The 26,511-nt window shown below is 70.2% G+C and carries 28 protein-coding genes and 1 pseudogene; 16 read left to right on the top strand and 13 right to left on the bottom strand.

Going from position 1 to position 26,511, the window contains the following annotated elements; genetic code table 11:
- Positions 1-3 precede the first annotated feature (3 nt).
- Together OHA68_RS17580 and OHA68_RS17585 are read left to right on the top strand one after the other, a co-directional pair.
- Entirely contained in the window at positions 4-1,533 is a 1,530-nt protein-coding gene (locus tag OHA68_RS17580) for a serine/threonine-protein kinase (protein ID WP_327108611.1), read from the top strand.
- Positions 1,534-1,803: 270 nt separating this feature from the next.
- Complete coding sequence (locus OHA68_RS17585; protein ID WP_327108612.1) at positions 1,804-2,760, top strand: metallophosphoesterase; 957 nt, start codon at positions 1,804-1,806, stop codon at positions 2,758-2,760.
- A 232-nt stretch (positions 2,761-2,992) separates the two neighbouring features.
- Here OHA68_RS17585 and OHA68_RS17590 read toward each other — a convergent pair whose 3' ends face one another.
- Genes OHA68_RS17590 through OHA68_RS17600 form a run of 3 tightly spaced genes read right to left on the bottom strand, consistent with a single transcriptional unit; the run spans position 2,993 to position 5,477 of the window.
- Entirely contained in the window at positions 2,993-4,189 is a 1,197-nt protein-coding gene (locus tag OHA68_RS17590; protein WP_327108613.1) for a cytochrome P450, read from the bottom strand.
- 47 nt (positions 4,190-4,236) lie between these two features.
- Positions 4,237-4,983, bottom strand: coding sequence for an SDR family oxidoreductase (locus OHA68_RS17595; RefSeq protein WP_327108614.1), 747 nt, complete (start codon positions 4,981-4,983; stop codon positions 4,237-4,239).
- Entirely contained in the window at positions 4,980-5,477 is a 498-nt protein-coding gene (locus tag OHA68_RS17600) for a carboxymuconolactone decarboxylase family protein (RefSeq protein WP_327108615.1), read from the bottom strand. Before OHA68_RS17600 ends, OHA68_RS17595 begins: the two co-directional genes overlap by 4 nt.
- Before the next feature lie 140 nt (positions 5,478-5,617).
- Between OHA68_RS17600 and OHA68_RS17605 the strand changes: the two genes are divergently transcribed.
- Positions 5,618-6,538 carry an RNA polymerase sigma-70 factor gene (locus OHA68_RS17605; protein ID WP_327108616.1) on the top strand — a complete coding sequence of 307 codons (921 nt, stop codon included), beginning with the start codon at positions 5,618-5,620 and terminating at the stop codon, positions 6,536-6,538.
- A 45-nt stretch (positions 6,539-6,583) separates the two neighbouring features.
- Here the strand turns inward: OHA68_RS17605 and OHA68_RS17610 are convergent, their stop codons facing one another.
- The 3 genes from OHA68_RS17610 to OHA68_RS17620 all read right to left on the bottom strand — a co-directional run bounded on the left by OHA68_RS17610 (position 6,584) and on the right by OHA68_RS17620 (position 8,950).
- Entirely contained in the window at positions 6,584-7,138 is a 555-nt protein-coding gene (locus OHA68_RS17610) for an MmyB family transcriptional regulator (protein WP_327108617.1), read from the bottom strand.
- 329 nt (positions 7,139-7,467) lie between these two features.
- Entirely contained in the window at positions 7,468-8,232 is a 765-nt protein-coding gene (locus OHA68_RS17615; RefSeq protein WP_327108618.1) for a hypothetical protein, read from the bottom strand.
- Positions 8,225-8,950, bottom strand: coding sequence for a helix-turn-helix domain-containing protein (locus OHA68_RS17620; protein WP_327108619.1), 726 nt, complete (start codon positions 8,948-8,950; stop codon positions 8,225-8,227). The genes OHA68_RS17615 and OHA68_RS17620 overlap by 8 nt, the downstream gene beginning before the upstream one ends.
- 100 nt (positions 8,951-9,050) lie before the next feature.
- On the opposite strand from OHA68_RS17620, the gene OHA68_RS17625 reads away from it, so the two are divergent.
- The 3 genes from OHA68_RS17625 to OHA68_RS17635 all read left to right on the top strand — a co-directional run bounded on the left by OHA68_RS17625 (position 9,051) and on the right by OHA68_RS17635 (position 11,754).
- Positions 9,051-9,221 carry a hypothetical protein gene (locus tag OHA68_RS17625; protein ID WP_327108620.1) on the top strand — a complete coding sequence of 57 codons (171 nt, stop codon included), beginning with the start codon at positions 9,051-9,053 and terminating at the stop codon, positions 9,219-9,221.
- 89 nt (positions 9,222-9,310) lie between these two features.
- Positions 9,311-10,735, top strand: coding sequence for an aldehyde dehydrogenase family protein (locus OHA68_RS17630; protein WP_189144442.1), 1,425 nt, complete (start codon positions 9,311-9,313; stop codon positions 10,733-10,735).
- A gap of 173 nt (positions 10,736-10,908) precedes the next feature.
- Complete coding sequence (locus OHA68_RS17635) at positions 10,909-11,754, top strand: aldehyde dehydrogenase family protein (RefSeq protein ID WP_327108621.1); 846 nt, start codon at positions 10,909-10,911, stop codon at positions 11,752-11,754.
- A 6-nt stretch (positions 11,755-11,760) separates the two neighbouring features.
- On the opposite strand, the gene OHA68_RS17640 is transcribed toward OHA68_RS17635, so the two are convergent.
- Positions 11,761-13,203, bottom strand: coding sequence for an amidase (locus tag OHA68_RS17640; RefSeq protein ID WP_327108622.1), 1,443 nt, complete (start codon positions 13,201-13,203; stop codon positions 11,761-11,763).
- A 160-nt stretch (positions 13,204-13,363) separates the two neighbouring features.
- Between OHA68_RS17640 and OHA68_RS17645 the strand changes: the two genes are divergently transcribed.
- The 3 genes from OHA68_RS17645 to OHA68_RS17655 are packed head-to-tail and all read left to right on the top strand — an operon-like array spanning position 13,364 to position 15,211.
- A complete protein-coding gene (locus OHA68_RS17645) occupies positions 13,364-14,314 on the top strand; it encodes an SPFH domain-containing protein (RefSeq protein WP_327108623.1) in 951 nt (316 codons plus the stop codon).
- Positions 14,315-14,319: 5 nt separating this feature from the next.
- A complete protein-coding gene (locus OHA68_RS17650) occupies positions 14,320-14,586 on the top strand; it encodes a hypothetical protein (protein WP_327108624.1) in 267 nt (88 codons plus the stop codon).
- Positions 14,561-15,211, top strand: coding sequence for a GPP34 family phosphoprotein (locus tag OHA68_RS17655; protein WP_327108625.1), 651 nt, complete (start codon positions 14,561-14,563; stop codon positions 15,209-15,211). Before OHA68_RS17650 ends, OHA68_RS17655 begins: the two co-directional genes overlap by 26 nt.
- A gap of 60 nt (positions 15,212-15,271) precedes the next feature.
- Here OHA68_RS17655 and OHA68_RS17660 read toward each other — a convergent pair whose 3' ends face one another.
- A complete protein-coding gene (locus OHA68_RS17660; RefSeq protein WP_327108626.1) occupies positions 15,272-16,240 on the bottom strand; it encodes an AraC-like ligand-binding domain-containing protein in 969 nt (322 codons plus the stop codon).
- Between the two features lie 274 nt (positions 16,241-16,514).
- Between OHA68_RS17660 and OHA68_RS17665 the strand changes: the two genes are divergently transcribed.
- Together OHA68_RS17665 and OHA68_RS17670 are read left to right on the top strand one after the other, a co-directional pair.
- Positions 16,515-16,670, top strand: coding sequence for a hypothetical protein (locus OHA68_RS17665; protein ID WP_327108627.1), 156 nt, complete (start codon positions 16,515-16,517; stop codon positions 16,668-16,670).
- A 184-nt stretch (positions 16,671-16,854) separates the two neighbouring features.
- Positions 16,855-17,244, top strand: a complete 390-nt coding sequence (locus OHA68_RS17670; RefSeq protein ID WP_327108628.1) for a DUF4333 domain-containing protein — start codon at positions 16,855-16,857, stop codon at positions 17,242-17,244.
- A gap of 188 nt (positions 17,245-17,432) precedes the next feature.
- Here OHA68_RS17670 and OHA68_RS17675 read toward each other — a convergent pair whose 3' ends face one another.
- The 3 genes from OHA68_RS17675 to OHA68_RS17685 form a co-directional block, all read right to left on the bottom strand.
- A complete protein-coding gene (locus tag OHA68_RS17675; protein WP_327108629.1) occupies positions 17,433-18,164 on the bottom strand; it encodes a hypothetical protein in 732 nt (243 codons plus the stop codon).
- A 76-nt stretch (positions 18,165-18,240) separates the two neighbouring features.
- On the bottom strand, positions 18,241-20,775 hold the full coding sequence (locus tag OHA68_RS17680; protein WP_407674453.1) for an ATP-dependent RNA helicase: 2,535 nt from the start codon (positions 20,773-20,775) through the stop codon (positions 18,241-18,243).
- The gene (locus OHA68_RS17685; protein WP_327108631.1) at positions 20,765-21,082 is read right to left on the bottom strand and encodes an ArsR/SmtB family transcription factor; all 318 of its coding nucleotides are present in this window, start codon (positions 21,080-21,082) and stop codon (positions 20,765-20,767) included. Before OHA68_RS17685 ends, OHA68_RS17680 begins: the two co-directional genes overlap by 11 nt.
- Positions 21,083-21,125: 43 nt before the next feature.
- Between OHA68_RS17685 and OHA68_RS17690 the strand changes: the two are divergent.
- A pseudogene (locus tag OHA68_RS17690) lies at positions 21,126-22,229 on the top strand (MFS transporter); the annotation flags it as partial.
- Positions 22,230-22,283: 54 nt separating this feature from the next.
- Here OHA68_RS17690 and OHA68_RS17695 read toward each other — a convergent pair.
- Positions 22,284-23,114, bottom strand: a complete 831-nt coding sequence (locus tag OHA68_RS17695) for an undecaprenyl-diphosphate phosphatase (protein ID WP_327108632.1) — start codon at positions 23,112-23,114, stop codon at positions 22,284-22,286.
- 159 nt (positions 23,115-23,273) lie between these two features.
- Positions 23,274-24,080 (bottom strand): NmrA family NAD(P)-binding protein, encoded by an 807-nt coding sequence (locus OHA68_RS17700; protein ID WP_327108633.1) that lies wholly within the window; start codon positions 24,078-24,080, stop codon positions 23,274-23,276.
- Between the two features lie 76 nt (positions 24,081-24,156).
- On the opposite strand from OHA68_RS17700, the gene OHA68_RS17705 reads away from it, so the two are divergent.
- The 4 genes from OHA68_RS17705 to lipB all read left to right on the top strand — a co-directional run bounded on the left by OHA68_RS17705 (position 24,157) and on the right by lipB (position 26,487).
- Positions 24,157-25,077 carry an AraC family transcriptional regulator gene (locus OHA68_RS17705; RefSeq protein WP_327108634.1) on the top strand — a complete coding sequence of 307 codons (921 nt, stop codon included), beginning with the start codon at positions 24,157-24,159 and terminating at the stop codon, positions 25,075-25,077.
- Positions 25,074-25,583: an HAD domain-containing protein gene (locus tag OHA68_RS17710; protein ID WP_327108635.1), complete on the top strand. Its 510-nt coding sequence runs from the start codon at positions 25,074-25,076 to the stop codon at positions 25,581-25,583. The genes OHA68_RS17705 and OHA68_RS17710 overlap by 4 nt, the downstream gene beginning before the upstream one ends.
- Before the next feature lie 66 nt (positions 25,584-25,649).
- Positions 25,650-25,832, top strand: a complete 183-nt coding sequence (locus OHA68_RS17715; RefSeq protein WP_189144327.1) for a PspC domain-containing protein — start codon at positions 25,650-25,652, stop codon at positions 25,830-25,832.
- Positions 25,833-25,851: 19 nt separating this feature from the next.
- A complete protein-coding gene (lipB, locus tag OHA68_RS17720) occupies positions 25,852-26,487 on the top strand; it encodes a lipoyl(octanoyl) transferase LipB (RefSeq protein ID WP_327108636.1) in 636 nt (211 codons plus the stop codon).
- The last annotated feature ends 24 nt before the right edge of the window (positions 26,488-26,511 follow it).

Here is a 26,511-nt window from a genome sequence, read left to right on the forward strand (position 1 = left end):
TGGGTGACTCTCATCCTCGATCGCTACCGGCTTGACCCCATCCATCTGGGCAGGGGCGGCATGGGCGTGGTCTGGGGCGCCCACGACGAGAAGCTCGGGCGACGGGTGGCGATCAAGTTCATCCGGTTCCCCGATGGGGTGCCCGTTCCCGAGCTTGAGGCCCGGTTCACTCGCGAGGCGAAGATCATGTCGCGACTTGCGCACCCCGGTGCGCCCGTACTGCACGACTTCGGCAGCTACCAGGACCCGGCACTGGGACGGCGCCTGCTCATGGTGATGCAGTTCGTGGAGGGCACGGGAGTCGACGACGTCATCGCCGAGCATGGGCCGCTCCCGCTGGGATGGGTCGCGTCGGTCGGTGCCCAGGTGGCGGCCGTGCTGGCGGCGGCACACGACCTCGGCATCCTGCACCGCGACCTGAAGCCGCCCAACGTCATGCTGCGACGGGACGGCTCGATCCAGGTGGTGGACTTCGGCCTGGCCCTGATGGACGATCCCGAGCTGACCAAGCTGACCAGCACCGGCCAGCAGCTCGGCACCGCCGCCTACATGTCCCCCGAGCAGGTCAGCGCCGGCAAGCCCACGGAGCGGAGCGACGTCTACTCGCTGGGCGCTCTGCTGCACGAACTCCTCACCGGGCGGCATCTGTTCACCGGGCCGTCCGAATACAGCGTGATGGACCAGCACATCAACACCCCTCCCACAGCGGCCGGGCAGTTCCGGCCGGACGTGCCGAGGGAGTTGGACGAGCTGATCCTGGCGATGCTGGAAAAGCAGCCGGAAGACCGCCCCGCGACGGCGGCCGAGGTGCACGAGCGGCTCATGCCGTATCTGGCAGGGACAGGCCCGCTCGGCGACATGACCGCTCCCGGCTCCAGCCCCACCCGGATGTACGCGCATGCGATCAGCCGTACTCTCACCGATGGGCCCCGGCTGCCCGTCCCCGCCACGAGGAGCGCCCCGGCGGATGACGACTTCAGCCGCGGTGACATCGGGCGCGCTCGCCGGCAGGCGATGTCTCTGGTCAGGGAGTCACGCTACGGCGACGCGGCGGACGTACTCGCCGGGGTCGCCGTTCCGGCGAGCCACAACCTCGGCGTTGCCGACCCGGAGGTGATCGGGCTGCGCGGGCAGCTCGCGGATGTCCTGTTCGAGGGCCAGGACCATCGGCGGGCCGCGCGTGAGTTCCGGCGGCTCGCGGACGACCTGCTCCTGCAGTCTCAGCCTGACCACGAGCAGATCTCCCAGTGCAGGCTGCAGGAAGCGACCTGCCACGTGCACGCGGGCGATCCCGAGCTCGCGCTGCACATCATGCGCGAGCTGCTGGCCGATGAGACGAGCCGATTCCCCGAGGACGACGCGCGGCTCCTGGAGCTGCGTCGCCAGATAGGCGAGCTGCAAGTCAGTGTCGGCGCCGTGGACAAGGCTCGCGCGACGCTCACGGACTTGCGGGACGACCTCGCCCGGCTCTACGGCTCTGACCACGGCGCGACCGTCCGCGTGTCCGAGCTGCTGGCAAGCCTTTCACCGTGATCCCAAGCAGAACTGCCGCCTCATCGCTGGTCAGTCAGTCCTCTCGCATGCCATCAACCGTAACGGTGACGTGCTAGTTGATGGCATGCCTGTGCGCCGGGTCAGTGGGTGTCGCTCCACCCGTCGCACCGGGGATTCGGCTGTTCGAGAACATCTCGGCGAGTTGCTCAACCTGGCCGATCGCGGGCACCCGCTGCTCGTCGGCCAGGTTTCTTCGACAGGTCGACTCCACGCCATGTGCCGGTGGCCGAGACATGTCGAAATTCTCCTATGCGTAAACCCCTGTTCGCGGCAGCCGTAATTGCCGCCTCCCTGGCTGCGGGCCTGCTGTCTCCCGCCGCCGCCGACACCCAGCCCGGCGCCGTCACCTTCGCCCTGCTCGGTGACACCCCTTACGGTGACGCGCAGCAGGTCGCCTTCCCCGGCCTGGTCAAGGCCATCGACGCCGACCCGGACGTACGCTTCGTCCTGCACGCGGGCGACGTCAAGAACGGCTCCTCCACCTGTGACGACGCCCGCTTCGCCACCTTGGCCGAGCTGTTCGGCACCTTCGACGACCCGTTCGTGCTGACCCCCGGCGACAACGAGTGGACCGACTGCCACCGCACCGCCGCGGGTGGTTACCTGCCCACCGAGCGCCTCGACGCGGTTCGCCGGGTGTTCTTCCCGACCGCCGGCCGCACCCTCGGCGGCCACCGGATGCCGGTGCGCACCCAGGCCAAGGACCGGCGCCACCGCGACTACCGCGAGAACGTGCGCTTCACCCGCGGCCGGGTCGTCTTCGCCACCGTGCACGCCGTCGGCAGCGACAACGGCCTGGCGCCGTGGGACCAGCTGCCCGGCGGGGACCGGCCGCAGGTGCGTCTGGCCGAGTTCGAGGCGCGCAAGGCCGCCGCGCTCGACTGGATCGACGAGGCGTTCGCCATCGCCGAGCGCACCCAGGCTCCTGGCGTCCTGCTGATGATGCAGGCCGAGCCCGTTGAGACCCCCGGATTCAGCGAGATTCGCGCCCGGATCGTCGAGCGGGCTCGCGCGTACGGCAAGCCGGTTCTGCTCGTGCACGGTGACGAGCATGTCTACGAGGTGGAGCCGTCCTACGCGGGCGTGCCCAACCTGACCCGTCTGGAGACCTACGGCGACACCGCGACCGAGTGGCTGCGGGTGACCGCCGACCCGAAGGCGTCCCAGGTCTTCTCCTGGGAGCCGCAGACGGTGACCGCCGGATAGCGATCGGCCCGCCCTCACGACACCCTGTCTCCGTTCCTAGTGCTGGAGGCGACGGGTAGCTCGTGGCGGCGACGGGGGACCAGATTCGACGAGGTCCTGGCCCAGGCCGACCAGCAGGAGGGCGCGCCGGACGAGGTCACGGGCATCACCCACCGCCCGCGCGTCATCCCGGAGCCGCCAGACCATGCTCCGTCCGACAGACAGACAGCCAAAGCTCTCGGCGGCTGCCCGCTCACCAGGTCACCCGCAGCGTGTGCAAGCCGTACACGATGCTGAAGGCCCGAAAGTCCATCTGCTCGTACGGATCGGCCAGGGTCAAGCCGGGGAAGCGCCGCAGCAGCGCTGGCAAGGCGATGCGCATCTCCATCCGGGCCAGCGGCGCCCCGAGGCAGTGGTGCACGCCGTGGCCGAAGGCGACGTGGCCGGCGGCTCCCCGGGTGATGTCGAGGGTGTCGGGATCGTCGATGAAGGCGGGGTCGCGGTTGGCGGCGGGAAACGAGCAGATCACGAGCGAGCCCGCGGGGATGGCGTGTCCGGCGATCTCCACCTCTGTCGTGGTCGTGCGCGGCGGCAGTACCTGCACGATGGACAGCCAGCGCATCAGCTCCTCGACGGCGGGCTCGACGCGGGCCGGGTCCTCACGGATCAGGGCGAGCTGGTCCGGGTGCCGCAGCAGCGCCAGGGCGCCCAGGCCGAGCATGTTCGAGGTCGTCTCGTGCCCGGCCAGCAGCAGCAGTCCGGCGATGCCGATCAGCTCGTCGGTGCTGAGTTCGTGGCCGTGCTCGCGCACCAGCATGCCGAGCATGTCCTCGCCCGGGTCCGCCTGGGCGCGGGCCACCAGGCCGGCCATGTACGCGCGGTCCTCCCGCTGCGTCGCGACGCGCTGCTCCATCGGTAAGAAGGCGTCCAGCAGGCGCACGGAACGCTCGTGGAACTCGGCGCGGTCGGCATGCGGCACACCCAGCAGCTCGCAGATCACCAGCGACGGCACCGGCAACGCGAAATGCTCCACCAGGTCGGCCGGCCTGCCCGCCCGCTCCAGATCGTCCAGCGCCGCCTCGACGATCTCGGTGATCCGCGGTTCCAGCCTGCGCATCCGTCGTACGGTGAACTCCGGGGTGAGCATGCGGCGCAACCGCGTGTGCTCGGGCGGGTCGAACCCGAGCAGATTCCCGGCCTGCATCGTGGCCAGCTCGTCGGCGTTCAGCTGCCCGGATCCCGGGAACGGTGTCAGGGCGCTGCTGAACCGGGCCGGATCCGCCAGCACCTGGCGAACGTCCTCATGGCGGCAGATCAGGTATGCGGGCAGGCCGAACGGCGTCTCCACCCGTACCACGCCCTCGCTGTCGCGGGCTCGGGCCAGCTCCTCGATCGGGTTGAGTCCGTTCCGCCGCATGTGGAGCGGCAGTTCCAGTGCCTTCGTCATCATCTGTCCTTTCGTTCGGTGATCGTGGAAGGCTGTGCCGTACGGTCGGCTCAGGGTTGGGTGTCGAGCCACTCCTGGAAGGTGGGCCCTGCGAGTTTGGCGTGCGGGCTGGGCAGGAATCCGCCGTTGGCGGCGATCTCGGCATCGGGCATGCCAGAGCCGTCGACGCCGACGACTTTGATGTCTCGGCGGGCACCGAGGAGTGCGGCCGCCTTCGCCAGGGTCTCCTTGCGAGGTCCGGCGATCTCGGGGATCGGCGCTCCAGGAGCGTCAAGGGCGGTGGCCAGGTCGACCAGTTCCTCGGCCACGGTACGGCAGGCCACGAGCTGGGCGGGTAGGGCCGGCAGGTAGGCCACGTCGCCCTGCCGCCAGTCCAGCAGCTGGCCGACGAACTCGTGGAACTGCGCGGCTCGCAGGATGCGGACAGGGAGCGGGCCGGACAGGAGGAGTTCCTCGTGCGCCTTCTTGGCGGCGAGGAAACCGGCGGTGGCCAGGTCGACGCCGATGATGGACGCCATGGTGATCTGGGCGACCCCGGCCTTGCGACCGTACTCGTGCAGGTTGCGGGCGGAGGTGCGGAAGAACTCCGTCGCAGCCTCCTGCTCGGAGGCGTGCCAGGAGGCGACGTCGATGATGAGCTCCACCCCGGCCAGTGCCTCGGCCAAGCCCTGGCCGGTGATGATGTCCACGCCGGAGGCTCGGGACATCGGCACGACCTGGTGACCGCGTTCGGCCAGGACGTCGACGACGTGGCGGCCCAGCCGCCCGGTCGCTCCTGCCACGGCGAGCTTGCTCATGCTTCCTGCCTCTCGTGGGTGCTGTAGTTCTGGCCGGGGGGCATGCCGGGGATCGGCTTGGCGATGAGAGCCGCGGGGGTGAAGAAGCCGATATGGGCGATCGCCATGACGAGATGCCACATCGCCTTGTCGTCGTAGTGCGCGGACGCCCTGCCGTACACCTCGTCGGGCACGCGCTCCCCGGACGGGTTCGGGGTCAGGACGGCCTCCACCAATTCCAGAGCGACTCGTTCGGCGTCGGTGAAGCAGGTGGCGTCCCGCCAGGTGGCCAGGGCGGTGATGCGCTCCTCCGACTCCCCGATTCCGCGGAGATTGCCGGTCTCTCGGATGGTGAAGTACGTGCTGCCGAGGATCTGCCCGGCGCGCAACTGCAGCAGGCTGACGGTGGCCGGCGGAATCACCCCGTTCGCGATGACTTTGTGCAGGGGTTCGGCGATCGCCGCCATCTCGGGGAGGAACGGGAGGGGGTTGGGCATGCGCGACCCGATGGACATGCTGGGACTTCCTTACTCGTGTGCTGCGTTCTTACGAGCAAGAGATCCCGCTGACCCGCTTCTTGTGACAGCGGAACCTGTGTGACATAGACCACCGGCCGGCGGTGTCACACAGCGGCGGGGGCCGGGATCGTATGGACATGGCGAGCGAACGAACCGAGCGACCGACGGCCACGGCGCGCATGGACGCGGCCACCGAGGCGTTCGTCACCCACCGCAATCTGCTGTTCACCCTCGCCTACGAGATCCTCGGCTCCGCCACCGACGCCGAGGACGTCCTGCAGGAGACCTGGCTGCTGTGGGTGGGCGTCGAGCACGGCACGGTACTCGACCGGCGTGCCTACTTGATCCGGATCGCCACCAGACAGGCCCTGAAACGACTGCGCACACTGGACCGGCGCAAGGAGACCTACGTCGGGCCGTGGCTACCTGAACCGCTGCTGACCGCGCCGGACGTGGCCGAGGACGTCGAGTTGGCCGACAGCGTCTCGATGGCGATGCTGCTGGTGCTGGAGACGCTCCAGCCGACCGAGCGGGCGGTGTTCGTGCTGCGCGAGGTGTTCGATCTGGACTACGACGAGATCGCTCAGGCCGTCGGCAAGAGCCCGGCCGCGGTACGCCAGATCGCTCACCGGGCGCGGGCCCACGTCGCCGCGCGCCGGCCACGTGGCGCCAGCTCCCCCGCTGAGCACCGGGCCGCTCTCCAGGCCTTCCAGCGAGCGGTCGAAACCGGCGAGTTGCAGAGCCTGCTCGACATCCTCGCGCCGGACGTCGTCGCGCTGAGTGACGGCGGCGGGGTCAAGCACGCTCTGCTGCGGCCCATCGTGGGGGCCGACAATGTCGCTCGCTTGCTGGCCGTCGGATGGTGGAAGCGCGACGCGGAAAGGTCGGTCGAGCCGGTGCAGATCAACGGCGGTCCGGGGCTGCTCGTCCGAGTCAACGGCGAGATTGACGGCGTGCTGGCGGTGCGCGTGGAGAACGGCTACGTCACCGGCGCCTACCACGTCCGCAATCCGGAGAAGCTGTCGCGTATTGAACGGGAGACCGCAGTGAGCCGCTGAGACCCCCGGATAGCCGATCGCGCCGTCACCACTGCCTCCGGCCCTTTAGCGCTGGAGGCGACGGGTAGCTTGTGGTGGCGGCGGGGGACCAGCGATGACGGCGAGCCGGAGTTTGGTCTCGTCCGGGGTGCCGGGTGTGGTGGTCATGACGACGATCTTGAGCTCGGAGTCGCCGTCGGTCAGCACGTCGCAGTCCACCGTGATCGGTCCCACCGAGGGGTGCTCGATCGTCTTGTGATCCTCGCGGTGCGTGGCCACCGTGCCGGTCGCCCACAGGTCGGCGAACCGCCGGCTGGCCGTGCTCAGGTCGTGGATCAGCCCCGCCAGGCGTGCGTCCTGAGGGAAGCGGCCGGTGGCGCGGCGCAGGTCGGACACCACGGCGGCGTCGACGGCCTCCCTGTCCAGTTCGGTCACGGGCCAGAGGGCGAGGCGGGCGGGGCTCGTACCGAATCTGTCGCGGGCGAAATTGCGCAGCCGGGGTGGCGTCGGCGAGGGGTCGCCCAGCAGGGCGGCCCAGCCGCGGTTCCACCAGATCAGCTGCCAGTCCGCCCCGAACACGGCGACCGCGACATCGCCGAGCCGGGAGAGCAGGCGGTGCACACCGGGCGGGATGTGGTCGGAGATCGCGCCGTCCGCCGGCAGGGCGAGACGGGCCAGCGACCGACCTGAACGGCAACAGCGGCCCGCAGACCGTCACCGAGGGTACGGACGCCATCGTCGCCCTGGCCACCGAGAAGCCCGGCTCGGGCTCCGGCCGTTTCGTCAGCCGTACGAGTGAGATCGCCTGGTCCTGAACCGGGGGCCGCGACGGTCACCAGCGGAGCCGCAGCATCCGATCGAGATTGGCTCGGGCCTCGGCCGGGTCGAAGCCGTCCAGCTTCTCCCGCATCAGCTCCCGGCATCACGCTGCGCGACTGGGTAGGTCCGTGTCAGTGTCGGGTCAGGGAAAGATAGGCCTCGGCAGCGTTGCTTCGGTCGTCTCGATCAGTCAGCACGATCCACGGCGCGTGGCGAGTATCTCCGTCCAGGTCGAGGCGGCGCAGATGACTACGGTCCCGCAGGCTGAGGCGCTCACGCAGTTTCCTCGGATTGTCTACAAGGCTGAGCAGGAAGGCCAGGTCGAATAGGTGTCTTTGGGGATCGCGTGAGTCGGCGACGGCGGCACGAGCTTTGATGACGAGGGCGCCTCCCAGATCGGGCATCGGAACCTGGCCGGATCTGGGACCGAGCCTCACGGGCATGAGACCGGTGCGTTGCAGCGCGCGCCATCCGCCATCGATCTCCATGGCGTCCTTGCCCACGATCCGCAACGGAAGCAGGTGTTGGGGTGGATGGTCCGGTGCGACGAGATCGATAACCAGATTGTCCTGGGTGAATCGGTGCAGTCGCCTGCCGTCAGCGGTAGGGGCAGGGGCGAAACCCAGCGAACGGACATGCACGGCACATGTGGTCAGGCTGGACGGTCTCAGTACGAGGTTCGCGATGACGTCCAGGTCCGAGGAGAAACGTATAGGGGTTCTGCCCAGGGCCAGGCCGTGAAGCGCGACCATCTGGCCTCCGATCAGGGCCCATGCACGCTCTTCCAGCACCTCCGACAGGGCCAACATGGTCGGCCACAGGCGGTCGTCGGGCAGGCTGACTTGGCCGAGGTCCAGGGGTTGGCCCCTGAGACGAGGGAGGGGAGTTTCAGTCACTGGGGGGTGCTTCCAGGAGTTGATCGATGATCCGCAACGCTGTGCGGCGGGAGCGCGGATCGCCGCTGTCGAGAAGATCTATGGCGACGACTGACACCGGCATGATCTCGCGATCGAGAACTACGGAGAGAGTATCTTCAGATACTGAAGGTGACCATAGCACCAGGTTCCCCGATGGGCTGGGGTCAAGGTGGAATTCCTCCTGAAGCAGCCGCCAGGTCTGGCCGCTGAGATAGGCTTCCGCCTCCTCCGCCGCGACGAGGTCGAGTCCATACTGACCGGTCGCGGAGGCTCCAGAAGGTACGACTCCGTCCCATTGCAAGATCTCGCCCAGGTAAGCCGGCCGGACACGGACGCGGTGGACGACGGCACGGGCTTTGGCCAGCCCGTCCCAGTTCTCGGCAGGGCTTCGGGCGATCAGCCGTTTGAGGTTGTAACGCTGCTTCGGCGACATTCCCAGAGCTTCGGTGAGCTGACTCCAGTCGGCGGTTCCCAAGTCGCTCAGCAGCGCCGCCCACGCGGACTGAGGCGTCAGCGGGCGCCCCGGACGCCGGCGAGTGGTCGCCAGAAGCCGCTGGACCGACAAGGGATCAATGAGCCGGGTGCGACCCGCCATCCGGTAGGCCAGCTCACCCGACCGGGCCAGGCGATTGACGCGCCCGGCCGTGATCCCGAGCAGAACTGCCGCCTCATCGCTGGTCAGCCAGTCCTTTTGCATACCATCAACTATAACCGTGACGTGCTAATTGATGGCATTCCTGTGCACCGGCTCAGGGAGTGTCGTTCGCTCGACCCACCGGCAGCGCCGCAGGGAGGATTTGGCTGCTCGAGAACATCGCGGCGAGCTCGGGGACGCCGACCGGCTCGCCGAGATCCTCGGCCGGCTCACCACGCACGCGGCCAATGAGCTCATCAACGGCTTGAACGGGGGTTGTCCGTACGGCGACATCGGTAGCGCCTCCGGACGGGTGGATGCTCGGTCCGGGTAGCCGTTCCGCGCCGGACCCGCTGAGCACTCGGCATGACCGTCTACGCTGGCAGGCGTGATGTCCCAATACTTCACTCTGGGCTGATGGCGATGTTCGAGTACGCACCCGCGCCAGAGTCGCGCGACATCGTCGATCTCAAGCCGTCCTACGGGTTGTTCATCAACGGAGAGTTCGTGGACGGCTCAGGGCCGTCCTTCAAAACCGTCAACCCGGCGACCGAGGAGACGCTCGCGGAGGTGGCCACCGCCTCTTCCGATGACGTCGACCGCGCCGTACAAGCTGCTCGTAAGGCCTTCGACGGCTGGAGCGGGCTGCCGGGGGCCGAGCGGGCCAAGTATCTGTTCCGCGTCGCCCGGATCATCCAGGAGCGGGCCAGGGAGCTGGCCGTGCTGGAGTCGCTCGACAACGGCAAGCCGATCCGCGAGTCGCGCGACGTGGACGTGCCGCTGGTCGCGGCGCACTTCTTCTACTACGCGGGCTGGGCCGACAAGCTGGGGTACGCCGGGTTCGGGGCCGATCCCCGGCCGCTCGGCGTGGCCGGGCAGGTCATTCCGTGGAACTTCCCGCTGCTCATGCTGGCGTGGAAGATCGCGCCGGCGCTGGCCTGCGGCAACACGGTGGTGCTCAAGCCGGCCGAGACGACGCCGCTGACCGCGCTGCTGTTCGCGGAGATCTGCCGGCAGGCCGAGCTGCCGCCCGGGGTCGTCAACATCGTCACCGGGGCGGGCGAGACCGGCGCGGCCGTGGTCGCGCACCCCGACGTGAACAAGGTGGCCTTCACCGGCTCGACCGAGGTCGGCCGGGTCATCGCGCGCACCGTCGCGGGCACCGGCAAGAAGCTCACGCTGGAGCTGGGCGGCAAGGCCGCGAACATCGTGTTCGAGGACGCCGCCCTGGACCAGGCCGTCGAGGGCATCGTCAACGGCATCTTCTTCAACCAGGGGCACGTCTGCTGCGCGGGCTCGCGGCTGCTGGTGCAGGAGTCGATCCAGGACGAGCTGCTGTCGGCGCTCAAGCGCAGGCTGGGGACGCTGCGGCTGGGCGACCCGCTCGACAAGAACACCGACATCGGCGCCATCAACTCCGCCGAGCAGCTCGCCAAGATCCGGCAGCTGTCGGACCTCGGCGAGTCGGAGGGGGCCGAGCGCTGGTCACCCGCCTGCGAGCTGCCCGACAGGGGCTACTGGTTCCCGCCCACGATCTTCACCGGCGTGGCCCAGTCGCACCGCATCGCCCGCGAGGAGATCTTCGGGCCGGTGCTGTCGGTCCTGACCTTCCGCACCCCGGCCGAGGCCGTCGAGAAGGCGAACAACACGCCGTACGGCCTCTCGGCGGGCATCTGGACCGAGAAGGGCTCGCGCATCCTGTGGATGGCCGACCAGCTCAGGGCGGGAGTGATCTGGGCCAACACCTTCAACCGGTTCGACCCGGCCTCGCCCTTCGGCGGCTACAAGGAGTCGGGCTACGGGCGCGAGGGCGGACTGCTCGGACTGGAGGCCTACCTTGACGTGTGACCACGGCCGTCGCCGGGCCCGTCGCGCCCAGGCCACCCGCGGCCACGCCTTCGCTCGTGCCGGACGCCCCGTACGCACCGGCTGGTACGCCCACCGCTGCGGCGTGAGCCGGTGCGGCCAGGTGTTCGTGCCGGTCCAGACGACTCAGGAGATCATGTGGAGAGGGCGCGGCGATGAGTAGGTTGTCCGTTCGCAAGACCTACAAGCTGTTCATCGGCGGGAAGTTCCCGCGCTCGGAGAGTGGGAGGTCCTACACCGTGACCTCGCCCAAGGGTGACTTCCTCGCCAACGCGTCCAGGGCGTCGCGCAAGGACGCCAGGGACGCGGTGACGGCCGCGCGCAAGGCCTTCCCCGGCTGGTCGGGCGCCACCGCCTACAACCGCGGCCAGATCCTCTACCGGATCGCGGAGATGCTGGAGGGCCGCCGCGGGCAGTTCGCCGAGGAGCTCGGCACGGGGAAGAAGGCAGCGCTGGAGGCGGTGGACGCGACGATCGACCGGCTCGTCTGGTACGCGGGCTGGTCCGACAAGATCGCCTCGGTGCACGGCACCGCCAATCCCGTCGCGGGACCGTACTTCAACCTGTCCTCGCCGGAGCCCACCGGGGTGGTCGCCGTCGTGGCGCCCGCCGACCCGCTGCTGGGGCTGATCTCGGTCGTCGCGCCGGTGATCGTCACTGGCAACACGTGCGTGGTGGTGGCCGCGGAGCGGACCCCGCTGCCGTCGATCACGCTGGCCGAGGTGCTGGCCACCTCCGACCTGCCGGGCGGCGTCGTCAACATCCTCACCGGGCACCAGGCGGAGCTGGCGCCCTGGCTGGCGGCCCACATGGACGTCAACGGCCTGGACCTGACGGGCGTGACGGACGCCGACCTGGCGCTGCGCTGCGAGCAGGAGGCGGCCGTCAACCTCAAGCGGGTGCTGCCCGCCTCGACGGACGACTGGGCGGCCGACCCCGGGCTGAAGCGAATGACCCGCTTCCTGGAGACCAAGACCGTCTGGCACCCGCTGGGCGTCTAGCCGCGTCTAGACGGAGAAGCCCGGGGGGCGGATCGGTGGGTGGGCCGTCTGCAGTTGGGCGGCGAGGCCGAGCAGGTGGGGTTCGCCGCCCGGTGGGGCGATGAGCTGCACGCCGATGGGCAGGCCGCTGGAGTGGGTGGCGATCGGGACCGTCATGGCGGGCCAGCCGCACATGTTCCACGGGCCGGTCACCGGGGCGTAGCGGACGTTGCCCAGCACCGTGCGGAGCAGGCCGCGCTCGCTCCAGCCTTCGGCCCTGGGCGGGATCGCCGCCAGCGCCGGGGTGATGAGCACGTCGGCGTCGCCGAACCACTGGTCGGCGCCGTAGCCGCTCCACCGGTCCCGGCCCCGCACGCCGTCCAGGCCGAGCCGGGTGAGCACCCGCCCACCACGGGCCAGCGCGCGGCTGCGGCGTTCCAGCCGCCACCGGTCCAGGCCGTCCGCCGCCTCGCCGGCCCGGGTGAGCCAGGTGGCGATCGTCGCGGGGCCGAGCCAGGTGGGCAGGCGCGTGTCACGCTCGACGATGGTGTGCCCGGCGACGCGGAGCGTCTCGGCCGCGCCGCGTACCGCCGCCTGAAACTCCTTGTCCATCGGCAGGCCGGTGGGCAGGGGCTGCGGGGTGTAGGCGATGCGCAGGTCGAACGGCTCGGGGCTGTCCTGTGGCGGCGGCGGCTCCCAGACCTCGTCGTCGTCCGCCCAGACCGAGCGGAGCATCGGCCGCCGGGGCTCCAGCCGGCAGCCGCCCCGCCACGCCTCGGCCAGCGACGGGTCCGCGGCCAGCACGGACAGCATCAGCGACAGATCCGCGGCGACGGTGGCGATCGGGCCGTTCTCCGACAGGCCCTGCCAGGCGTCCGACGGGGGCGGGACCAGGCCGGTGCCCGGTTTGACGGCGAGCACCCCGCAGCACGCCGCCGGGATCCTGAGCGAGCCCATGCCGTCGTTGCCGAGCGCGATCGGCACCATCCCGGCCGCGACCGCCGCGGCACTGCCCGAGGACGAACCGCCCGCCGTACGGCTCCTGTCCCAGGGATTGCGTACGGTGCCGTACGCGCTGTCGCCGAAGGCCACCAGGCCGAGCTCGGGCAGGTTCGTCAGCCCGATCACCACCGCGCCCGCCGCGCGCAGGCGGGCGACCGTGGCGTGGTCCTCGGCGGCGGGGGCGTCGCTGGTGACGGCGGAGCCGATCCGGGTGGCCTCCCCGGCGACCTCCACGTTGTCCTTGACCGCGACGGGCACCCCGGCCAGCGGCAGATCCGCCAGGTCACGGCGTCGCTGCACGGCCCGCGCCTCCTCCAGCGCCTCCCGCCTGACCAGGCGGAAGGCGCCCACGCGCGGGTCACGTTCGGCGATCACCCGCAGGTGCTCCTCGATGACCGCCGTGGCCGTGACCTTGCCCTGTCGTACGGCCGCCGCGATCTCCGTGGCGGACTTGCCTGCCCACAACATGCCTAGAGTGTGCAGGTTTCTCCTCCTGGTTGCGAGGATCCTTGCCCGTCTTCTGCTCCCTTTCAGGGCGAGCCGCCCCGCTGAGAATCGGTCTTCCACAGTCCGCGAAAAAGTGATATCACTTTGATAGTACGGTGAAGTCACAGAGAAGGGACGGACGATGGTGGACACATCGGGCGGGGCCACACTTGAGGCCGCCGTCGTGGACATGCCCGCACCGCGCACGAGCGAGCACCCCGTGCGGGCGGCCAACGGGTTCGTGATGCTGGGGGTGGCGACGGCGCTGACCCTGGGCGGGATCGCGCTGCTCGTCGTGGGAATCGCCATGCTCGCCTCGGGGGCCGGGCAGGGCGGCCTGTGGGTGCTCATCGTGAGCATCCTGACGATCGTGCTCGGGTTCTTCACCTACTTCGGCCTCACCGCGGTGGCGCCGGGCGAGGCCAGGGTGGTGCAGCTGCTCGGCCGGTACGTCGGCACCCTGCGCACCCCCGGCTTCCACTGGGTCAACCCGATCACGGCACGCCGGCGGGTGTCCACGCGGATCCGCAACCACGAGACGGGCGTGACGAAGGTCAACGACGCGGACGGCAATCCGATCCAGATCGCGACCGTGGTGGTCTGGCAGGTGGAGGACACCGCGCAGGCGGTCTTCGAGGTGGACGACTTCCTGGAGTTCGTGGCCATCCAGGCGGAAACGGCCGTGCGGCACATCGCGGGCAGCTATCCGTACGACGCGCACGGCGACCCGAGGCTGTCCCTGCGGGACAACGCCGACGAGATCAACGAGCGGCTGTCCACGGAGATCGCGGCCAGGGTGTCGTCCGCCGGGGTGAAGGTCATCGAGTCCCGCATCATCCACCTGGCCTACGCGCCCGAGATCGCCCACGCCATGCTGCGCCGCCAGCAGGCGGGCGCGGTCGTGGCGGCCCGGCAGCGGATCGTCGAAGGAGCGGTCGGCATGGTGGAGATGGCCCTGGCCCGGCTCGCCGAGCACGACGTGGTCGAGCTGGACGAGGAGCGCAAGGCGGCCATGGTGAGCAACCTGCTCGTGGTGCTGGTGGGTGACCGCGACACCCAGCCCGTGGTCAACACGGGCACGCTCTACCACTAGTCACCGTGGAGCGGAAGAAGATCCTGCTGCGCCTTGACCCGGTGGTGCATGACGCGCTGACCAGGTGGGCGGCCGACGAGCTGCGCAGCACGAACTCTCAGATCGAGTTCCTGCTGCGCAGGGCCCTTTCCGAGGCCGGGCGCCTGCCTGATGGGGTGGGGCGGATGCGCCCACGCGGACGGCCGAAGAAGGCACCAGAGGACGGCACAGCGGACGACGCGGATCACGAAGAAGAGGAGCGGGCGGATGGAGACGCAAGTGAAGCAGGGTGAGTCACTGACCCGATCAACCTTCCTACTGGCTTTCGACCTGCGGAAGGAAAAGCTGACCCAGCGGGACGTGCTGGGCTATCTGCTGCGCGCGGCCGCCCTCACCGAGCTGCTGCTGGCGGGCAACCTGGTGGACGAGTCGGGCAAGGCGCGAGCTCGCACCGCCCCGGCCGCCGAGCCGGGTTCCCTGCCGGCCGTGGTCTGGGAGCAGATCTCGAGCTCGCCGCCCCGCTCGTGGCGGCGGTGGGTGCAGAAGGACCACGGCAAGGCGGTCCACGTCGTACGCGACGAGCTGGCGGCCGCCCGGCTGATCAGCGTGGAGCGGCGCCGGATCCTGCTGTTCCCGGTCGAACGGATCACGCCACGCAAGGCGTACCTGTCGCGCAGGCTGGCCGAGCGCGTCGGCCGGGCCATCCGCGGCGGCCGGCCGGTCGGGCACGTGGACGAGGACGTCCGTGTCCTGGCGGCGCTGGCCATGGCGGCCGGGCTCAAGACGGTGGTGCCCTCCTGGCGGGAGACGCGTCAGCTCCGGGACAGGATCCAGCAGCTGTCCGCGCCCGTCGAGCCGGTCGCGACCGCATTGCGCAAGAGCGTCGAGGCGGCCAAGGCGGCGAGCTCAAGCGGCTGACGAGTGTCGTGCCCGCCGACGTGGACAGGCTTGGCGGACGGTGAACGCGCGCGGAGACCATCACGCGGAGGCGCGGGGGTGGTTCTGTTCGCGCCAGGCCCGCGGTGAGATTCCGTACGTCTGTTTGAACATCTTGCTGAAGTGGGTCGCGTCCACGAAGCCCCAGCTCCGCCCTATCGCCGCGATGGTCCGCAGCCGCCCGTTCCGGCCGGCCAGCTCCCGCCTGCATTCGGCCAGACGGCGCGTACGGATCCAGTCTCCGAGGCTGATTCCCGAGCGGGACAGCACAGCGTAGAGATGGCGTACGGAGATGTCGTGCGCGGCGGCTATTCGCGCCGCCGACAGATCCCGATCAGCCAGATGCTCACGGATGTATTGAGTGACCCGCAGACTGAGCGTCGCCTCCAATGGCGCCCTGGCCAGGCCGGAGTTGTCGTGCTGGGACGTCAGGACGGCACGGAGGAGTTCGACGCTGGGTTGCACGGCGGCGTCAGCGTGCACACCCTGGTGCAATTCGTCGGTGGCGGTCAGTTGGGAGAAGTAGGTGAAGGCGAGACGCGCGATGGGGTTGTCGGATCCCAAGGGGACCGCGGTGATGTCTCGCAGTAACCGGTCGGGGAGCGCGAGTGCCGCGCGGGGGAAACGGATGAAGCGGTGGTCGACTTGCTCGTCGAAGAGGAGTGTGTAGGGAGCGATCGACTCGAAGACGGCGCAGTCTCCCGGCCCCAGCAGGCACTCGCGACCGTTCTGCACCACCATGCTGCTGCCCGTCATCTGAACACCCAGGGTGACGGCCGGCTCATCATCTTCCCGGGCGAGCCGCTCCGTCCGACGGATCGTGACCGCGGTCGCCCGCGCCGAACAGATCTTGAGGGGCCCGACGGCGCCGAGTCCTATGCGAACGGCGATGTCCTCAGCCGGCGGACCGTGGTCGATGTCGACTGCCACCATGGATTCCCAAACCGCGTTCCGGACCACTTCCTCCCGGTCCTGCGGCGGTATGAACGCGGTGTCCAGGACCGGGCTCATGAGGCGGACCTTCGTCCGCGTCGGTCACAGAGCAGGCCTGGTAGGACCTCGGCCCGTTCCCCCACAAGACCCCCTCGACACGGCCGGTTCGCGACATCAGTTTGTCGGGATCGCCGCTCGCTGTACGACTGCTTCGACAGGCACCCGCAGGGCCCTCGCCTGATACAGCGCCTGAAGCCGTGCACCACTGACAAAGTTTCCAGCATGAATGACAAAGTCCGAAGCCCACGATAGCCCTAAGGTCCTTGGACGAAGCCAGAGAGGGGAGAGGTGCGTGGCGGCCGTGGCCGAGCGTCATCACGGTGCCTGGGCCGACAACGGCTACAAGAACAAAGCCATCGAGTACGCAGCCACCTGCGGCATCGATCTTGAAGTCGTCCGACGCAACCCCAACGCCCCAGCTCCAGCAGCTGTAGTGCTTGATCGTTGAGCCTTCGAACCGCTTATGCGCGGAACCGATTCAGTCGACTGCGCATCCTGATCTTTCTCTCATCACCCACAAACGGGGGCACATAATGTGGCACAAGGGGCGTAACAAGAGGATTGCGGCCGCGACGGCGCTGGGCGCACTGACGGTGCTTCTCGCCACCGGATGCTCCTTCAGTCTTGGCAACGTGGACAAGAAGAATGAGGCGACGGCCAGCGAGGAAGCAGCCGCCGTCGAGGAGGGCCCGGCCGAGAAGCAGCCGACGGCCGAGGAGAAGCCGGCCGAGGAGAAGCCAGTCGGTGACGACCCCGCAGAGCCTGAGAACACGGGCGTCAACGAGGGCGGGGCCGTCCACAAGGCCCGAGTCGCGCAGACGATCTCCGACAAGCTCACCGCGGACGCCGGCAAGCGTCCCGACAGGGTCACCTGCCCTGAGCACCTCCCGGCCCGGGTCGGCGCCACGATCCGCTGCGAGCTCACTGCCGGCAGCGACACCCGCGGTGTCACCGTCACTGCCGCCTCGGTCAACGGCAAGCAGGTCAGTTACAACTTCAAGGTCGACGACAACGTCGGGTGAACACTGAGCCCGCGCGACCCGTTCGGGAAATGAAAAGGCCCAGGTCGGAGATCCGGTCCTTTCGGGGGACCGGATCCAGCAGATGTCCGCGCCCATCGAGCCGGTCGCGACCGCATCGCGCGAGAGCGTCGAGGCGGCCACGGCGGCGAGCGCAGGCGGCTGACTCCCGCGTTGACCGCGTGCGGTCGTCAGCGGGGCTTCAGCCAGATGCGCAGCGGGCCCGCCGGGGTGAAGCCGTGCTCGGCGGCCGGGGCCGGGTCGGACTCGTAGCCGACCAGCGGGCGGCCGGGGAAAAGGGCCGCGGCCTGCGCGATCGTGCCCGCCCAGGCGGTGTCCAGGTGGCCCGGGCGGGCGAAGACGTTCGACACGCCGACCGTGTCACCGGCGCGGGTGGCGTTGAGCACGGAGCCGCAGACGATATCGCCCACGTCGCCTGTCCCGGCTGTGCCGTAGTCGGCCACGTCGCGTTCCTCGCCGCTCAGGACACCGGCCAGGATGGCGATTCCCTGCTCGGCGAGCAGCGGCGCCATGAACAGGCCCTGCGGGTCGCCCTCGAAGCAGGCGAGCTCCCAGGCGCGCAGCGTCTCCACGTCCGTCACGACCTGCCAGGTGACATCGCCGCCCGCCGCCGCGGGTCCGGCGGGGCGGTGGAGCCAGGTGGCCTCGATCAGCACCTCGAAGCCCGCGGGCCGCAGGTCCAGCGTGGCGAAGCTGTCCTTGACCGACGCGCCGGGGCCGGTGTCGATCGCGGACAGGACGTCGTCAGGAGTGGCGTCGGGGGACAGGGTGACGGCGTCCGGATAGAACGGCGGGGTTCTGGCCGGGTTCGTCCAGGCTCGGGGGGTGAACACGCCGGGGAGGCCGTGGGCGCGGCACATGGCATCACACCACTCGGCGTTGTTCAGGGCCGCCTGGGACATCGTGTCCTCCGTCTCACCTCAGGTCTATCGCTTCACCTGGCGTCGTGCAGGGCGGCCGGGGCATCACCCGGCGTCATCAGGTCTTGCGTTTCACCCGGCTGGTCGGGCTTGCGGTGAGTGGGTCTTCGGGCCAGGGGTGTCTGGGGTAGCGGCCGCGCAGCTCCGCCCGGACCGCACGGTAGCCCTCCCGCCAGAACGACGCCAGATCCGCCGTCACCGCGACCGGCCGTCCGGCCGGGGACAGCAGGTGGATCAGCAGCGGAACGCCCGCGATGCGCGGCGTGTCCTCCCAGCCGAACAGCTCCTGCAGCTTCACCGCGAGCACCGGCTGCTCGCCCGAATAGTCCAGGCGTACCCGGGACCCGGTCGGCACCTCGACCCGCTCCGGTGCCACCGCGTCCAGGCGCTGACTCCACGGCACCAGCCGGTGCAGCGCCGCCGCCACGTCGATGCGCTCCAGGTCGGCCCGCCTGCGCGCCCTGGACAGCTCCGGCTCCAGCCACTGGTCGGCCAGGTCGGCGAGGCGGTCCATGTCCGGCCACGGCGCCCCGACGGCCCGATGACAGAACGCCAGCCGGTCGCGTACCGCCTGCGCCTGTTTCGTCCAGGTCAGTACGTTCTCCGTACGCAGCCCGTACAGCAAGGCTTCCCGCACGTCGGCGCCGGGCAGCGGCGTGGAGGACAGCTCGATCGCGCCGAGTCGCTCGACCACCCGGGCGGCCACGTCACCGCGCCGGCCGCCGGGTGGCACCTTCCAGGCGATCTCCTCCTCGGTCGTCACCTGGTGTGCCTGCCGGGCGATTTCTTCGTCGATGGCCACCGCCTGGCGGATGCGCGCCGAGGCCGAGCCGGTGGGCCGGTCGGCGACCGCGACGGCCAGCCACTGCGCGGTGGCGAGCTTCGAGCTCTCCTTGAGCTGCGCCTCGGTGCCGGAGGCCATCAAATAGCCGCCGCCCCGCCGCCGGGCCACCCGCTCGGGGAAGGCGAGCGCGACCGCGACCCCGGCCAGCTCGTCGTCACTGAGTCTCGTGCTCGTACGCGGGCCGTCCCCGGAGCGCGTCAGCCGTCTGGCCTCCCTGCGCCAGCGGGCGGTGAAGGCGTCGTTGCCGCGGCGGGCCGCGCGCCAGACCTCCACCAGGTCGTCGCCCATCTCGCGGGGCAGTTGCTCCGACAGCAGGGCGATCACCTCGGCGGCGCGCGGGCCGAGGTCGATCAGCGCTCTGGCCAGCCGGGGCTCGACGCCTGCCACGGCCATCCGGCGCCCGCGTGAGGTCACCCTGCCCGCGTCGAACGCGTTGAGCGTCTGGAGGGTGCTGAGCGCCGCGGACATGGCGGCGGGCGGGGGTGGGTCGAGCAGGGCCAGGCCGGTGGCGTCCGGGGAGCCCCAGCAGGCCGTCTGGAGGGCGAAGGCGGTCAGGTCGGCCAGCGCGATCTCCGGGCGGGGATGGTCGGCCAGTCGCTCGTGCTCGGCGGCCGTCCAGCAGCGGTAGACGGCGCCGGGGGCCTCGCGGCCGGCCCGTCCGGCCCGCTGGTCGGCGGAGGACTTGGACACCCTGACGGTGGTCAGCGAGCCGAGGCCGCGCGCGTGGTCGGTGCGCGGCTCCCTGGCCAGGCCCGCGTCCACCACTACGCGCACGCCGGGGACGGTCAGGCTCGACTCGGCCACCGACGTGGCCAGCACCACCCTGCGGACCGCCCCCGGCGCCAGCACGGCGTCCTGGACGCGGGCCGGGGCCTGCCCGTGGACCTGCAGCACCTCGATGCCCTGGCCGCTCGGGACGTCCTGAGGGCCGTGGCCACCTTGAGGGCGGTGGACATCCGGTGAGCCGTGCGCGTTCTGAGGACCGGCAGCGGGTCGGGGGTCGGGGACGCCGTTGAGCATGCCGGCGACCCTGGAGATCTCGGCCACGCCCGGCAGGAAGCAGAGCACATCGCCGTCTCGTTCTACCAGCGCTCGCCGTACCACGTGGGCGACGTGCGACAGCAGGGCGGGGTCGACGCGCAGGCCGTGCGGTGGGGCGACGGGGCGCGGTGGCGGGGCCCACACGATCTCGACGGGATGGGTGGTGCCGGTGGCCCGGACGATCGGCGCGTCCTGGGCGTCGCGGCCGAGCAGGCGGGCCCAGGGGGCGGCGTCGGCGGTGGCGGAGGTGGCGATGAGGCGCAGGTCGGGGCGGAGGGTGTCGCGGACGTCCAGGAGGAACGCGAGCGCCGTGTCGGCGTCCAGGTGGCGTTCGTGACACTCGTCGAGCATGACGACGTCCACTCCCGGCAACTCCTGGTCCCGCTGGAGGCGCTGCAGGAGCACGCCGGTGGTGACGACCTCGACCATCGGGTTCGCGCCGACGTGGCGCTCGCCGCGGATGGTGTAGCTGACGCCCATGCGCCGGGCGGCGGCGCGCACCGCGAGGCGTCGCGGCTCGGCGACCAGGACGCGCAGGCCGGTCTCCGCCAGCGCGAGCGGGACGACGGTGGTCTTGCCGGTGCCGGGCGGGGCCGTCAGCACGGCGCTGCCGGCCCGCTGCAACACGTCCAGCAACTCGGGCAGAACGTGGCGGATCGGCAGCACACCAGACGGCACGCCAGGCCGGTCAGGACGGTCAGGCGGCATGTGTAGCCGAGACCGCCGAGACGACGGAGCCGAGGAGGCCGGGGAAGCGGGCTTCGAGGTCGTCGTGGCGCACGCTCAGGAGCTTGAGCCGGCCTTTCGGCGTCGTGCGGACGACGCCCGCCTCCCGCAGGATGCGGAAGTGGTGCGAGGCGGTGGACTTGTGCACGCTCAGCCGGACACTCGCGTCGCCACAGGTCAGCTCCCCGGCCGTGGTCAGCAGGGTGACGATCTCCAGGCGTACGGGGTCCGACAGGGCCCGCAGGACCTCCGTGAGCTGGATGTCCTCGGTGGCCGGATGGAAAAGCATGCCCGAACCCTACCCGGATCCATTGTTTGACAAGCATCCAACTATGCGTCAGTTTGATACTCATGCAACTTTCGGAGGAACCGTGAATCGCCGGCTCTACCCACTGGCGGTGGGCAACTTCGCCGTCGGCACCGGGATGTTCGTCACCGCCGGGCTGCTGCCCCCCGTCTCCAGTGACCTGAACGTCTCCACGGCGGCCGCCGGGCAGCTGATGACCGTCTTCGCCCTGGCCTACGCCCTGCTGTCGCCGGTGCTCGCCGCCATGACCGCCAGGATGTCGCGCAGGAGGCTGCTGCTCGTCGCCCTGGGCGTCTTCATGTTCGGCAACGTGCTGACGGCGCTCGCGCCGACCTACCCGCTCGTCCTGGCCGCCCGGGTGATCTCCGCGGCCGGAGCGGCCATGTTCACCCCGACCGCTTCGGGCGTGGCCACGGCCCTGGTCGCCCCGGAGCGTCGCGGGCGGGCGCTGGCGCTGGTCCTGGGCGGGGTGAGCGTGTCGTCGGCCCTCGGCGTGCCGCTCGGCACCTGGCTGGGCGGCGTGTCCGGCTGGCGGGCCACGATGTGGCTGGTGGCCGGGCTGGGCGCGCTCGGCTTCGCCGGGATCATGGCCCTGGTGCCCGAGGTCAGGGTCGCCGCGACCACGGGCCGGCTGGCGGAGAGGTTCGCGCCGCTGGGCGACCGGCGGGTGCTCGCGGTGCTGGGGACCCAGTTGCTCATGTTCGGCTCCGCGTTCGCCGCGTACGTCTACATCGGCTCGCTGTTCGATCTGCCGCTGGCCGCCCTGCTGTGGGCGTGGGGAGTGGGCGCCATCGTCGGTAACCAGGTCGGCGGCCGGCTCACCGACGCCTACGGGCCACGCCGGATGGTGCTGCTCGCACTGATCGGGTCCACCGTGTTCGTGGCGATCATCCCGCTGGTCGGCCTCGCGCTGCCCGTGGCGCTGGTGTGGGCGTTCCTCTGGGGCGCGCTGGGCTGGCTGGTCGCGCCCGCGCAGCAGTACAGGCTCGTCTCCGTGCTGCCGGATAACGTGCCCATCGGACTCGGGCTGCTGTCCTCCGCCCAGTACACCGGGATCGTGGTCGCCGGCCTCATGGGCGGGCTGGCCTTCGGCGGGTGGGGGCGGGTGGGCGTGATCGTGCTCGCCACCGGCATCGGCGTGGTGGCGGTGCTGTTCACCCTGGTCACCTACCGGTCGGAGGTGTCACGCCTGGGCGGGGATCCAGCCGAGGGTCACGGCCAGGATGACGAACAGCCCCAGAAGGACGCGGTAGATCACGAAGCCGGTGAAGCGGTGGCTGCTGATGTAGCGCAGGAACCACGCCACGGCCGCGTAGCCGACCACGAAGGAGATCACCGTGGCCAGGATCGTCGGTCCCCAGGCGGGCGCCGCTTTTCCGCCGATCTCGGTGAGCTCCAGGAACCCCGAGGCCAGCACGGCCGGGATGGCCAGCAGGAAGGAGTATTTGGCCGCGTCCTCGCGCCGGTAGTCCAGCAGCAGGCCGGCGGTGATGGTGCCGCCCGAGCGCGAGACGCCCGGGATGAGGGCGAGTGACTGGGCGAAGCCGTACACCAGGGCGTGCGGCAGGCTCAGGTGCTTGACCAGCGTGAGCTTGTTACGGGCGGTGTGGTCGGCGAACCAGAGGATGAGCCCGAAGACGATCAGCGTGGTCCCCACCAGGCGCAGGTCCCGGAAGGGGGACTCGATCTGGTCCTTCAGCAGCAGACCGAGCACGCCGATGGGGATGCTGCCGACGATGACGTACCAGCCCATCCGCGCGGCGTGCAGGGAGCGCAGGGCGGGGGTGTAAAGGGAGCGGGTCCAGGTGGAGACGATCTCCCAGATCTCCCGCCTGAAGTAGATCAGGACGGCCGTCTCGGTGCCGAGCTGGATGACGGCGGTGAAGGCGGCCCCCGGATCCGGCCAGCCGAGGAATGCCGAGACCACGCGGATGTGCGCGCTCGAGGAGATCGGCAGGAACTCCGTGAGCCCCTGCAGCAGCCCCAGCACCACCGCTTCCATCCAGCCGATCACGTGCGTACCTTCCCAGGAACCAGCGGAGTGAACGAGGTGAGGCTAGCGGAAGCTGAGCCTCCTGGTGACCCGCCTGCGAGCCGTCGCTGGGCAGGTCAGGGGATGTTCACCCGATAGATCATGAAAATTCATCTCATGAGGATCGTGGCCATCCGGGGGCTACGACCACGCGGCGGCGTTGGCCCGGGCGTAGTCGGCGAAATCCCGCGCCGGCCTGCCCAGGGCCTGCTGGACGCCGTCGGCCGGGTAGGCGTTGCGGCCGTCGAGCACCTCGGCGAACAGCGTGGTCAGCATGTCGATGTCCGCCTCGGGCAGCCCGAGCTCGGCCGCCCCCGCGGCGTACTCCTCGATGCTGAGCGGAACGTAGACGATCTCCCGGCCGGTCGCTTTGGACAGCTCGGCCGCCACCTCGGCGAACGTCAGCAGCCTCGGGCCGGTGAGCTCGTAGATCCGGCCGGTGTGGCCGTCCTCGGTGAGCGCGGCCACCGCCACGTCGGCGATGTCGTCCACGTCGACGAACGGCTCGGCCACGTCCCGGGCCGGCAGCGCGATGACCCCCTCCCGGACCGGGTCGAGGAGGTAGCCCTCGGTGAAGTTCTGCATGAACCAGGAGCAGGTGACGACCGTCCACTCCACGCCGGACTCCTGCACGACGCGCTCGGCGGCCTGCGCCTGCGCCTCGTTCCTGCCGGAGAGCAGGACCAGCCGGCGGACGCCCGCCGCCACGGCCTGCTCGGTGAAGGCCCGGATGTCGTCGAGCGCGCCGTCGACCACGATGTCGGGATAGTAGGAGATATAGACGGACTGTACGTCGCGGAGTGCGGCCGCCCAGGTGGCCCGGTCCTTCCAGTCGAAGGACGGGGTGCCCGAGCGGGAGCCGGCCCGGACCGGCAGGCCGAGAGCGGTCAGTCTGTCCACGATGCGGCGGCCGGTCTTGCCGGTGGCGCCCACTACCAGGATGGTCATGCCTCTATTAAGCGGCCGCTGCCCTGAGACGATCCATGGTTGAGAAGCGCAAAGGCATATGCGATCGTCTAAAGGCATGGACCACTTGGCGGCGTTACTGGACGGGCCGCGAGCCCGTGGCGCGTTCCTCCTCCGCATCCTCCTCGATCCGCCCTGGTCGCTGAGCATCCAGGACGAGGCCCCGCTCACCGTGATGACCCTGGTGCGCGGCTCGGCCTGGATCGTCCGGCAGAACGGCGACGAGGTGTCCCTGAGCCCCGGCGAGGTGGCCGTCATTCGCGGGCCGGAGCCGTACAAGGTGGCGGATCGCCCCGCCACCCCGCCGCAGGTGATCATCCACCCCGGCCAGCACTGCACCACCCTGGACGGGCGGTCCCTCTATGAGGAGATGAGCCTGGGGGTGCGCACCTGGGGCAACGCTCCCGACGGCGGCACGATACTGATCACCGGCGTTTACCAGATGGAAGGGGAGATCAGCAAGCGGCTGCTGGAGGCGCTGCCGCCGCTGCTGGTGCAGCCCGGCGGGACGCCCGCCGAGCTGCTCGGCGCCGAGGTGGTCAAGGACGAGCCGGGCCAGGAGGCGGTGCTGGACCGGCTGCTCGACCTGCTGCTCATCTCGACGCTGCGCTCGTGGTTCGCCACCCACGAGGCGCCCGCCTGGTATCGGGCGCGCAGCGATCCCGTCGTGGGCAAGGCCATGCGGCTCATGCACAACAACCCCGCCCACCCGTGGACCGTCGCCTCGCTGGCCGCCCAGGTCGGGGTCTCGCGTGCGTCGCTGGCCCGGCGGTTCACCGAGCTGGTGGGGGAGCCGCCGATGGCCTTCCTGACCGACTGGCGACTTGCCCTGGCCGCCGACCTTCTACGCGAACCGGACGAGACGATAGGCTCGGTCGCCAGGAAGGTCGGCTACGGCAGCCCGTTCGCGCTGAGCGCCGCCTTCAAGCGTGTGCGCGGTGTGAGCCCGCACAAACACCGGGTCGGAGCGGTGCGGTGAAACCCCTGGTGCTACTGGACGTCGACGGGGTGCTCAACCCCACCGGCCACCCTCCCACCCCGGACTTCAGGCGCTACCAGTGCACCGTGGACGGCCACGCCTACACCGTGCACCTCAACCCCCGGCACGGGCCCCGGCTGCTGGAGCTCGCCCTGCGCACCGGGGCCGAGCTGGTCTGGGCGACCACCTGGGAGGAGCACGCCAACGAGTGGATCGCGCCCCGGCTCGGCCTGCCGCGCCTGCCGGTGGTCGCCCTGGGGCGGGACCGGAGCAGCGAGCACGGCGAGATGTTCAAGACCCGCTACGTGGCCGACCACGTCGGGCGCAGGCCGTTCGTGTGGTTCGACGACCAGGTCTACCAAGAGGACGACGACTATCTCAGGGCCCATCAGGGTTTGACGGACTTCCTGCTCGTGCACGTACCGGCCGCACGGGGGCTGACCAGCGAACATCTGGCGCGGGCGAGTGAGTGGCTGACCCTTACAGGGTTTTCTCAGGGCTCCTAGCGGGATACCGGCGGTGAGGCCGTCCGTTGGACAGGTAGAAGGCAGCAACCACACGGAGGAAACGATATGTACCGCTCACGGAAGCACAGGATGCTCGCCGGCGTCTGCGGCGGGATCGCCGACAAGACGGGCATGCCGCCGACCCTCGTCCGCATCCTCTGGCTGATCCTCTCGCTCTTCCCCGGTCCGATGTGGGTCGTGTACGCCGTCATGTGGATCCTCGTCCCCGAGGAGCCGCAGAAATACTGAGCGGCTTATCCTCTAAGCCATGAGGGCAAGGCCGCTGACACTGATCCAGGACGAGCTCGTCGACTACGACAAGGCGATGGAGCGCATGGCCGACCTCGTCGGCGAGCGCCAGCGCGACGAGCGGCCGGACACGCTCTGGCTGCTCAGCCATCCGTCGGTCTACACGGTGGGCCGCCGCACGCCGATGGCGCACCTGCCCGATCCGTCGCGCGGCATCCCGGTGATCGAGACCGGCCGTGGCGGCCAGCTCACCTACCACGGCCCCGGCCAGCTCGTCGGCTACCTCATCGTCAAGCTGGGTGAGGACCAGGGCATCGTCGACTACGTCCGCGAGGTGGAGCTCCGGCTGGTGGCCGCGCTCGGCGCGCTCGGCCTGCCCGCCGAGCGCCGCGACACCCCGCCGGGCTCCGAACTGCTCACCGGCGTCTGGACGACCGAGACCGGCCGCAAGGTCATCTCCATCGGCATGCGGCAGAGCCGCGGCGTCACCAGCCACGGCTTCGCCCTCAACGTCGACGGCGAGCTGGAGCCCTGGCACTGGGCGGTCGCCTGCGGCATGCCGGACGTGGACATGACCTCACTCCAGCGCGAGCTGGGCACCACCTCGATGGACGAGGTCCGCACCGCCGTCGCGGCCTCCTTCGAGGCGTCCTGACCTGAGCGGGTACGGCCAGGGGAG

This window comes from Nonomuraea glycinis (assembly GCF_035920485.1).
Lineage (GTDB): Bacteria > Actinomycetota > Actinomycetes > Streptosporangiales > Streptosporangiaceae > Nonomuraea > Nonomuraea glycinis.

Excerpts from the sequence above, each read along its gene's own strand:
- OHA68_RS17685 (WP_327108631.1), bottom strand. The coding sequence starts at position 21,082 with ATGCTTTTCCATCCGGCCACCGAGGACATCCAGCTCACGGAGGTCCTG.
- OHA68_RS17645 (WP_327108623.1), top strand. The coding sequence starts at position 13,364 with ATGGTGGACACATCGGGCGGGGCCACACTTGAGGCCGCCGTCGTGGAC.
- OHA68_RS17585 (WP_327108612.1), top strand. The coding sequence starts at position 1,804 with ATGCGTAAACCCCTGTTCGCGGCAGCCGTAATTGCCGCCTCCCTGGCT.
- OHA68_RS17655 (WP_327108625.1), top strand. The coding sequence starts at position 14,561 with ATGGAGACGCAAGTGAAGCAGGGTGAGTCACTGACCCGATCAACCTTC.
- OHA68_RS17620 (WP_327108619.1), bottom strand. The coding sequence starts at position 8,950 with ATGCAAAAGGACTGGCTGACCAGCGATGAGGCGGCAGTTCTGCTCGGG.
- lipB (WP_327108636.1), top strand. The coding sequence starts at position 25,852 with ATGAGGGCAAGGCCGCTGACACTGATCCAGGACGAGCTCGTCGACTAC.
- OHA68_RS17675 (WP_327108629.1), bottom strand. The coding sequence starts at position 18,164 with ATGTCCCAGGCGGCCCTGAACAACGCCGAGTGGTGTGATGCCATGTGC.
- OHA68_RS17640 (WP_327108622.1), bottom strand. The coding sequence starts at position 13,203 with ATGTTGTGGGCAGGCAAGTCCGCCACGGAGATCGCGGCGGCCGTACGA.
- OHA68_RS17705 (WP_327108634.1), top strand. The coding sequence starts at position 24,157 with ATGGACCACTTGGCGGCGTTACTGGACGGGCCGCGAGCCCGTGGCGCG.
- OHA68_RS17595 (WP_327108614.1), bottom strand. The coding sequence starts at position 4,983 with ATGAGCAAGCTCGCCGTGGCAGGAGCGACCGGGCGGCTGGGCCGCCAC.
- OHA68_RS17605 (WP_327108616.1), top strand. The coding sequence starts at position 5,618 with ATGGCGAGCGAACGAACCGAGCGACCGACGGCCACGGCGCGCATGGAC.
- OHA68_RS17590 (WP_327108613.1), bottom strand. The coding sequence starts at position 4,189 with ATGATGACGAAGGCACTGGAACTGCCGCTCCACATGCGGCGGAACGGA.
- OHA68_RS17600 (WP_327108615.1), bottom strand. The coding sequence starts at position 5,477 with ATGTCCATCGGGTCGCGCATGCCCAACCCCCTCCCGTTCCTCCCCGAG.
- OHA68_RS17630 (WP_189144442.1), top strand. The coding sequence starts at position 9,311 with ATGTTCGAGTACGCACCCGCGCCAGAGTCGCGCGACATCGTCGATCTC.
- OHA68_RS17680 (WP_407674453.1), bottom strand. The coding sequence starts at position 20,775 with ATGCCGCCTGACCGTCCTGACCGGCCTGGCGTGCCGTCTGGTGTGCTG.
- OHA68_RS17715 (WP_189144327.1), top strand. The coding sequence starts at position 25,650 with ATGTACCGCTCACGGAAGCACAGGATGCTCGCCGGCGTCTGCGGCGGG.
- OHA68_RS17660 (WP_327108626.1), bottom strand. The coding sequence starts at position 16,240 with ATGAGCCCGGTCCTGGACACCGCGTTCATACCGCCGCAGGACCGGGAG.
- OHA68_RS17635 (WP_327108621.1), top strand. The coding sequence starts at position 10,909 with ATGAGTAGGTTGTCCGTTCGCAAGACCTACAAGCTGTTCATCGGCGGG.
- OHA68_RS17700 (WP_327108633.1), bottom strand. The coding sequence starts at position 24,080 with ATGACCATCCTGGTAGTGGGCGCCACCGGCAAGACCGGCCGCCGCATC.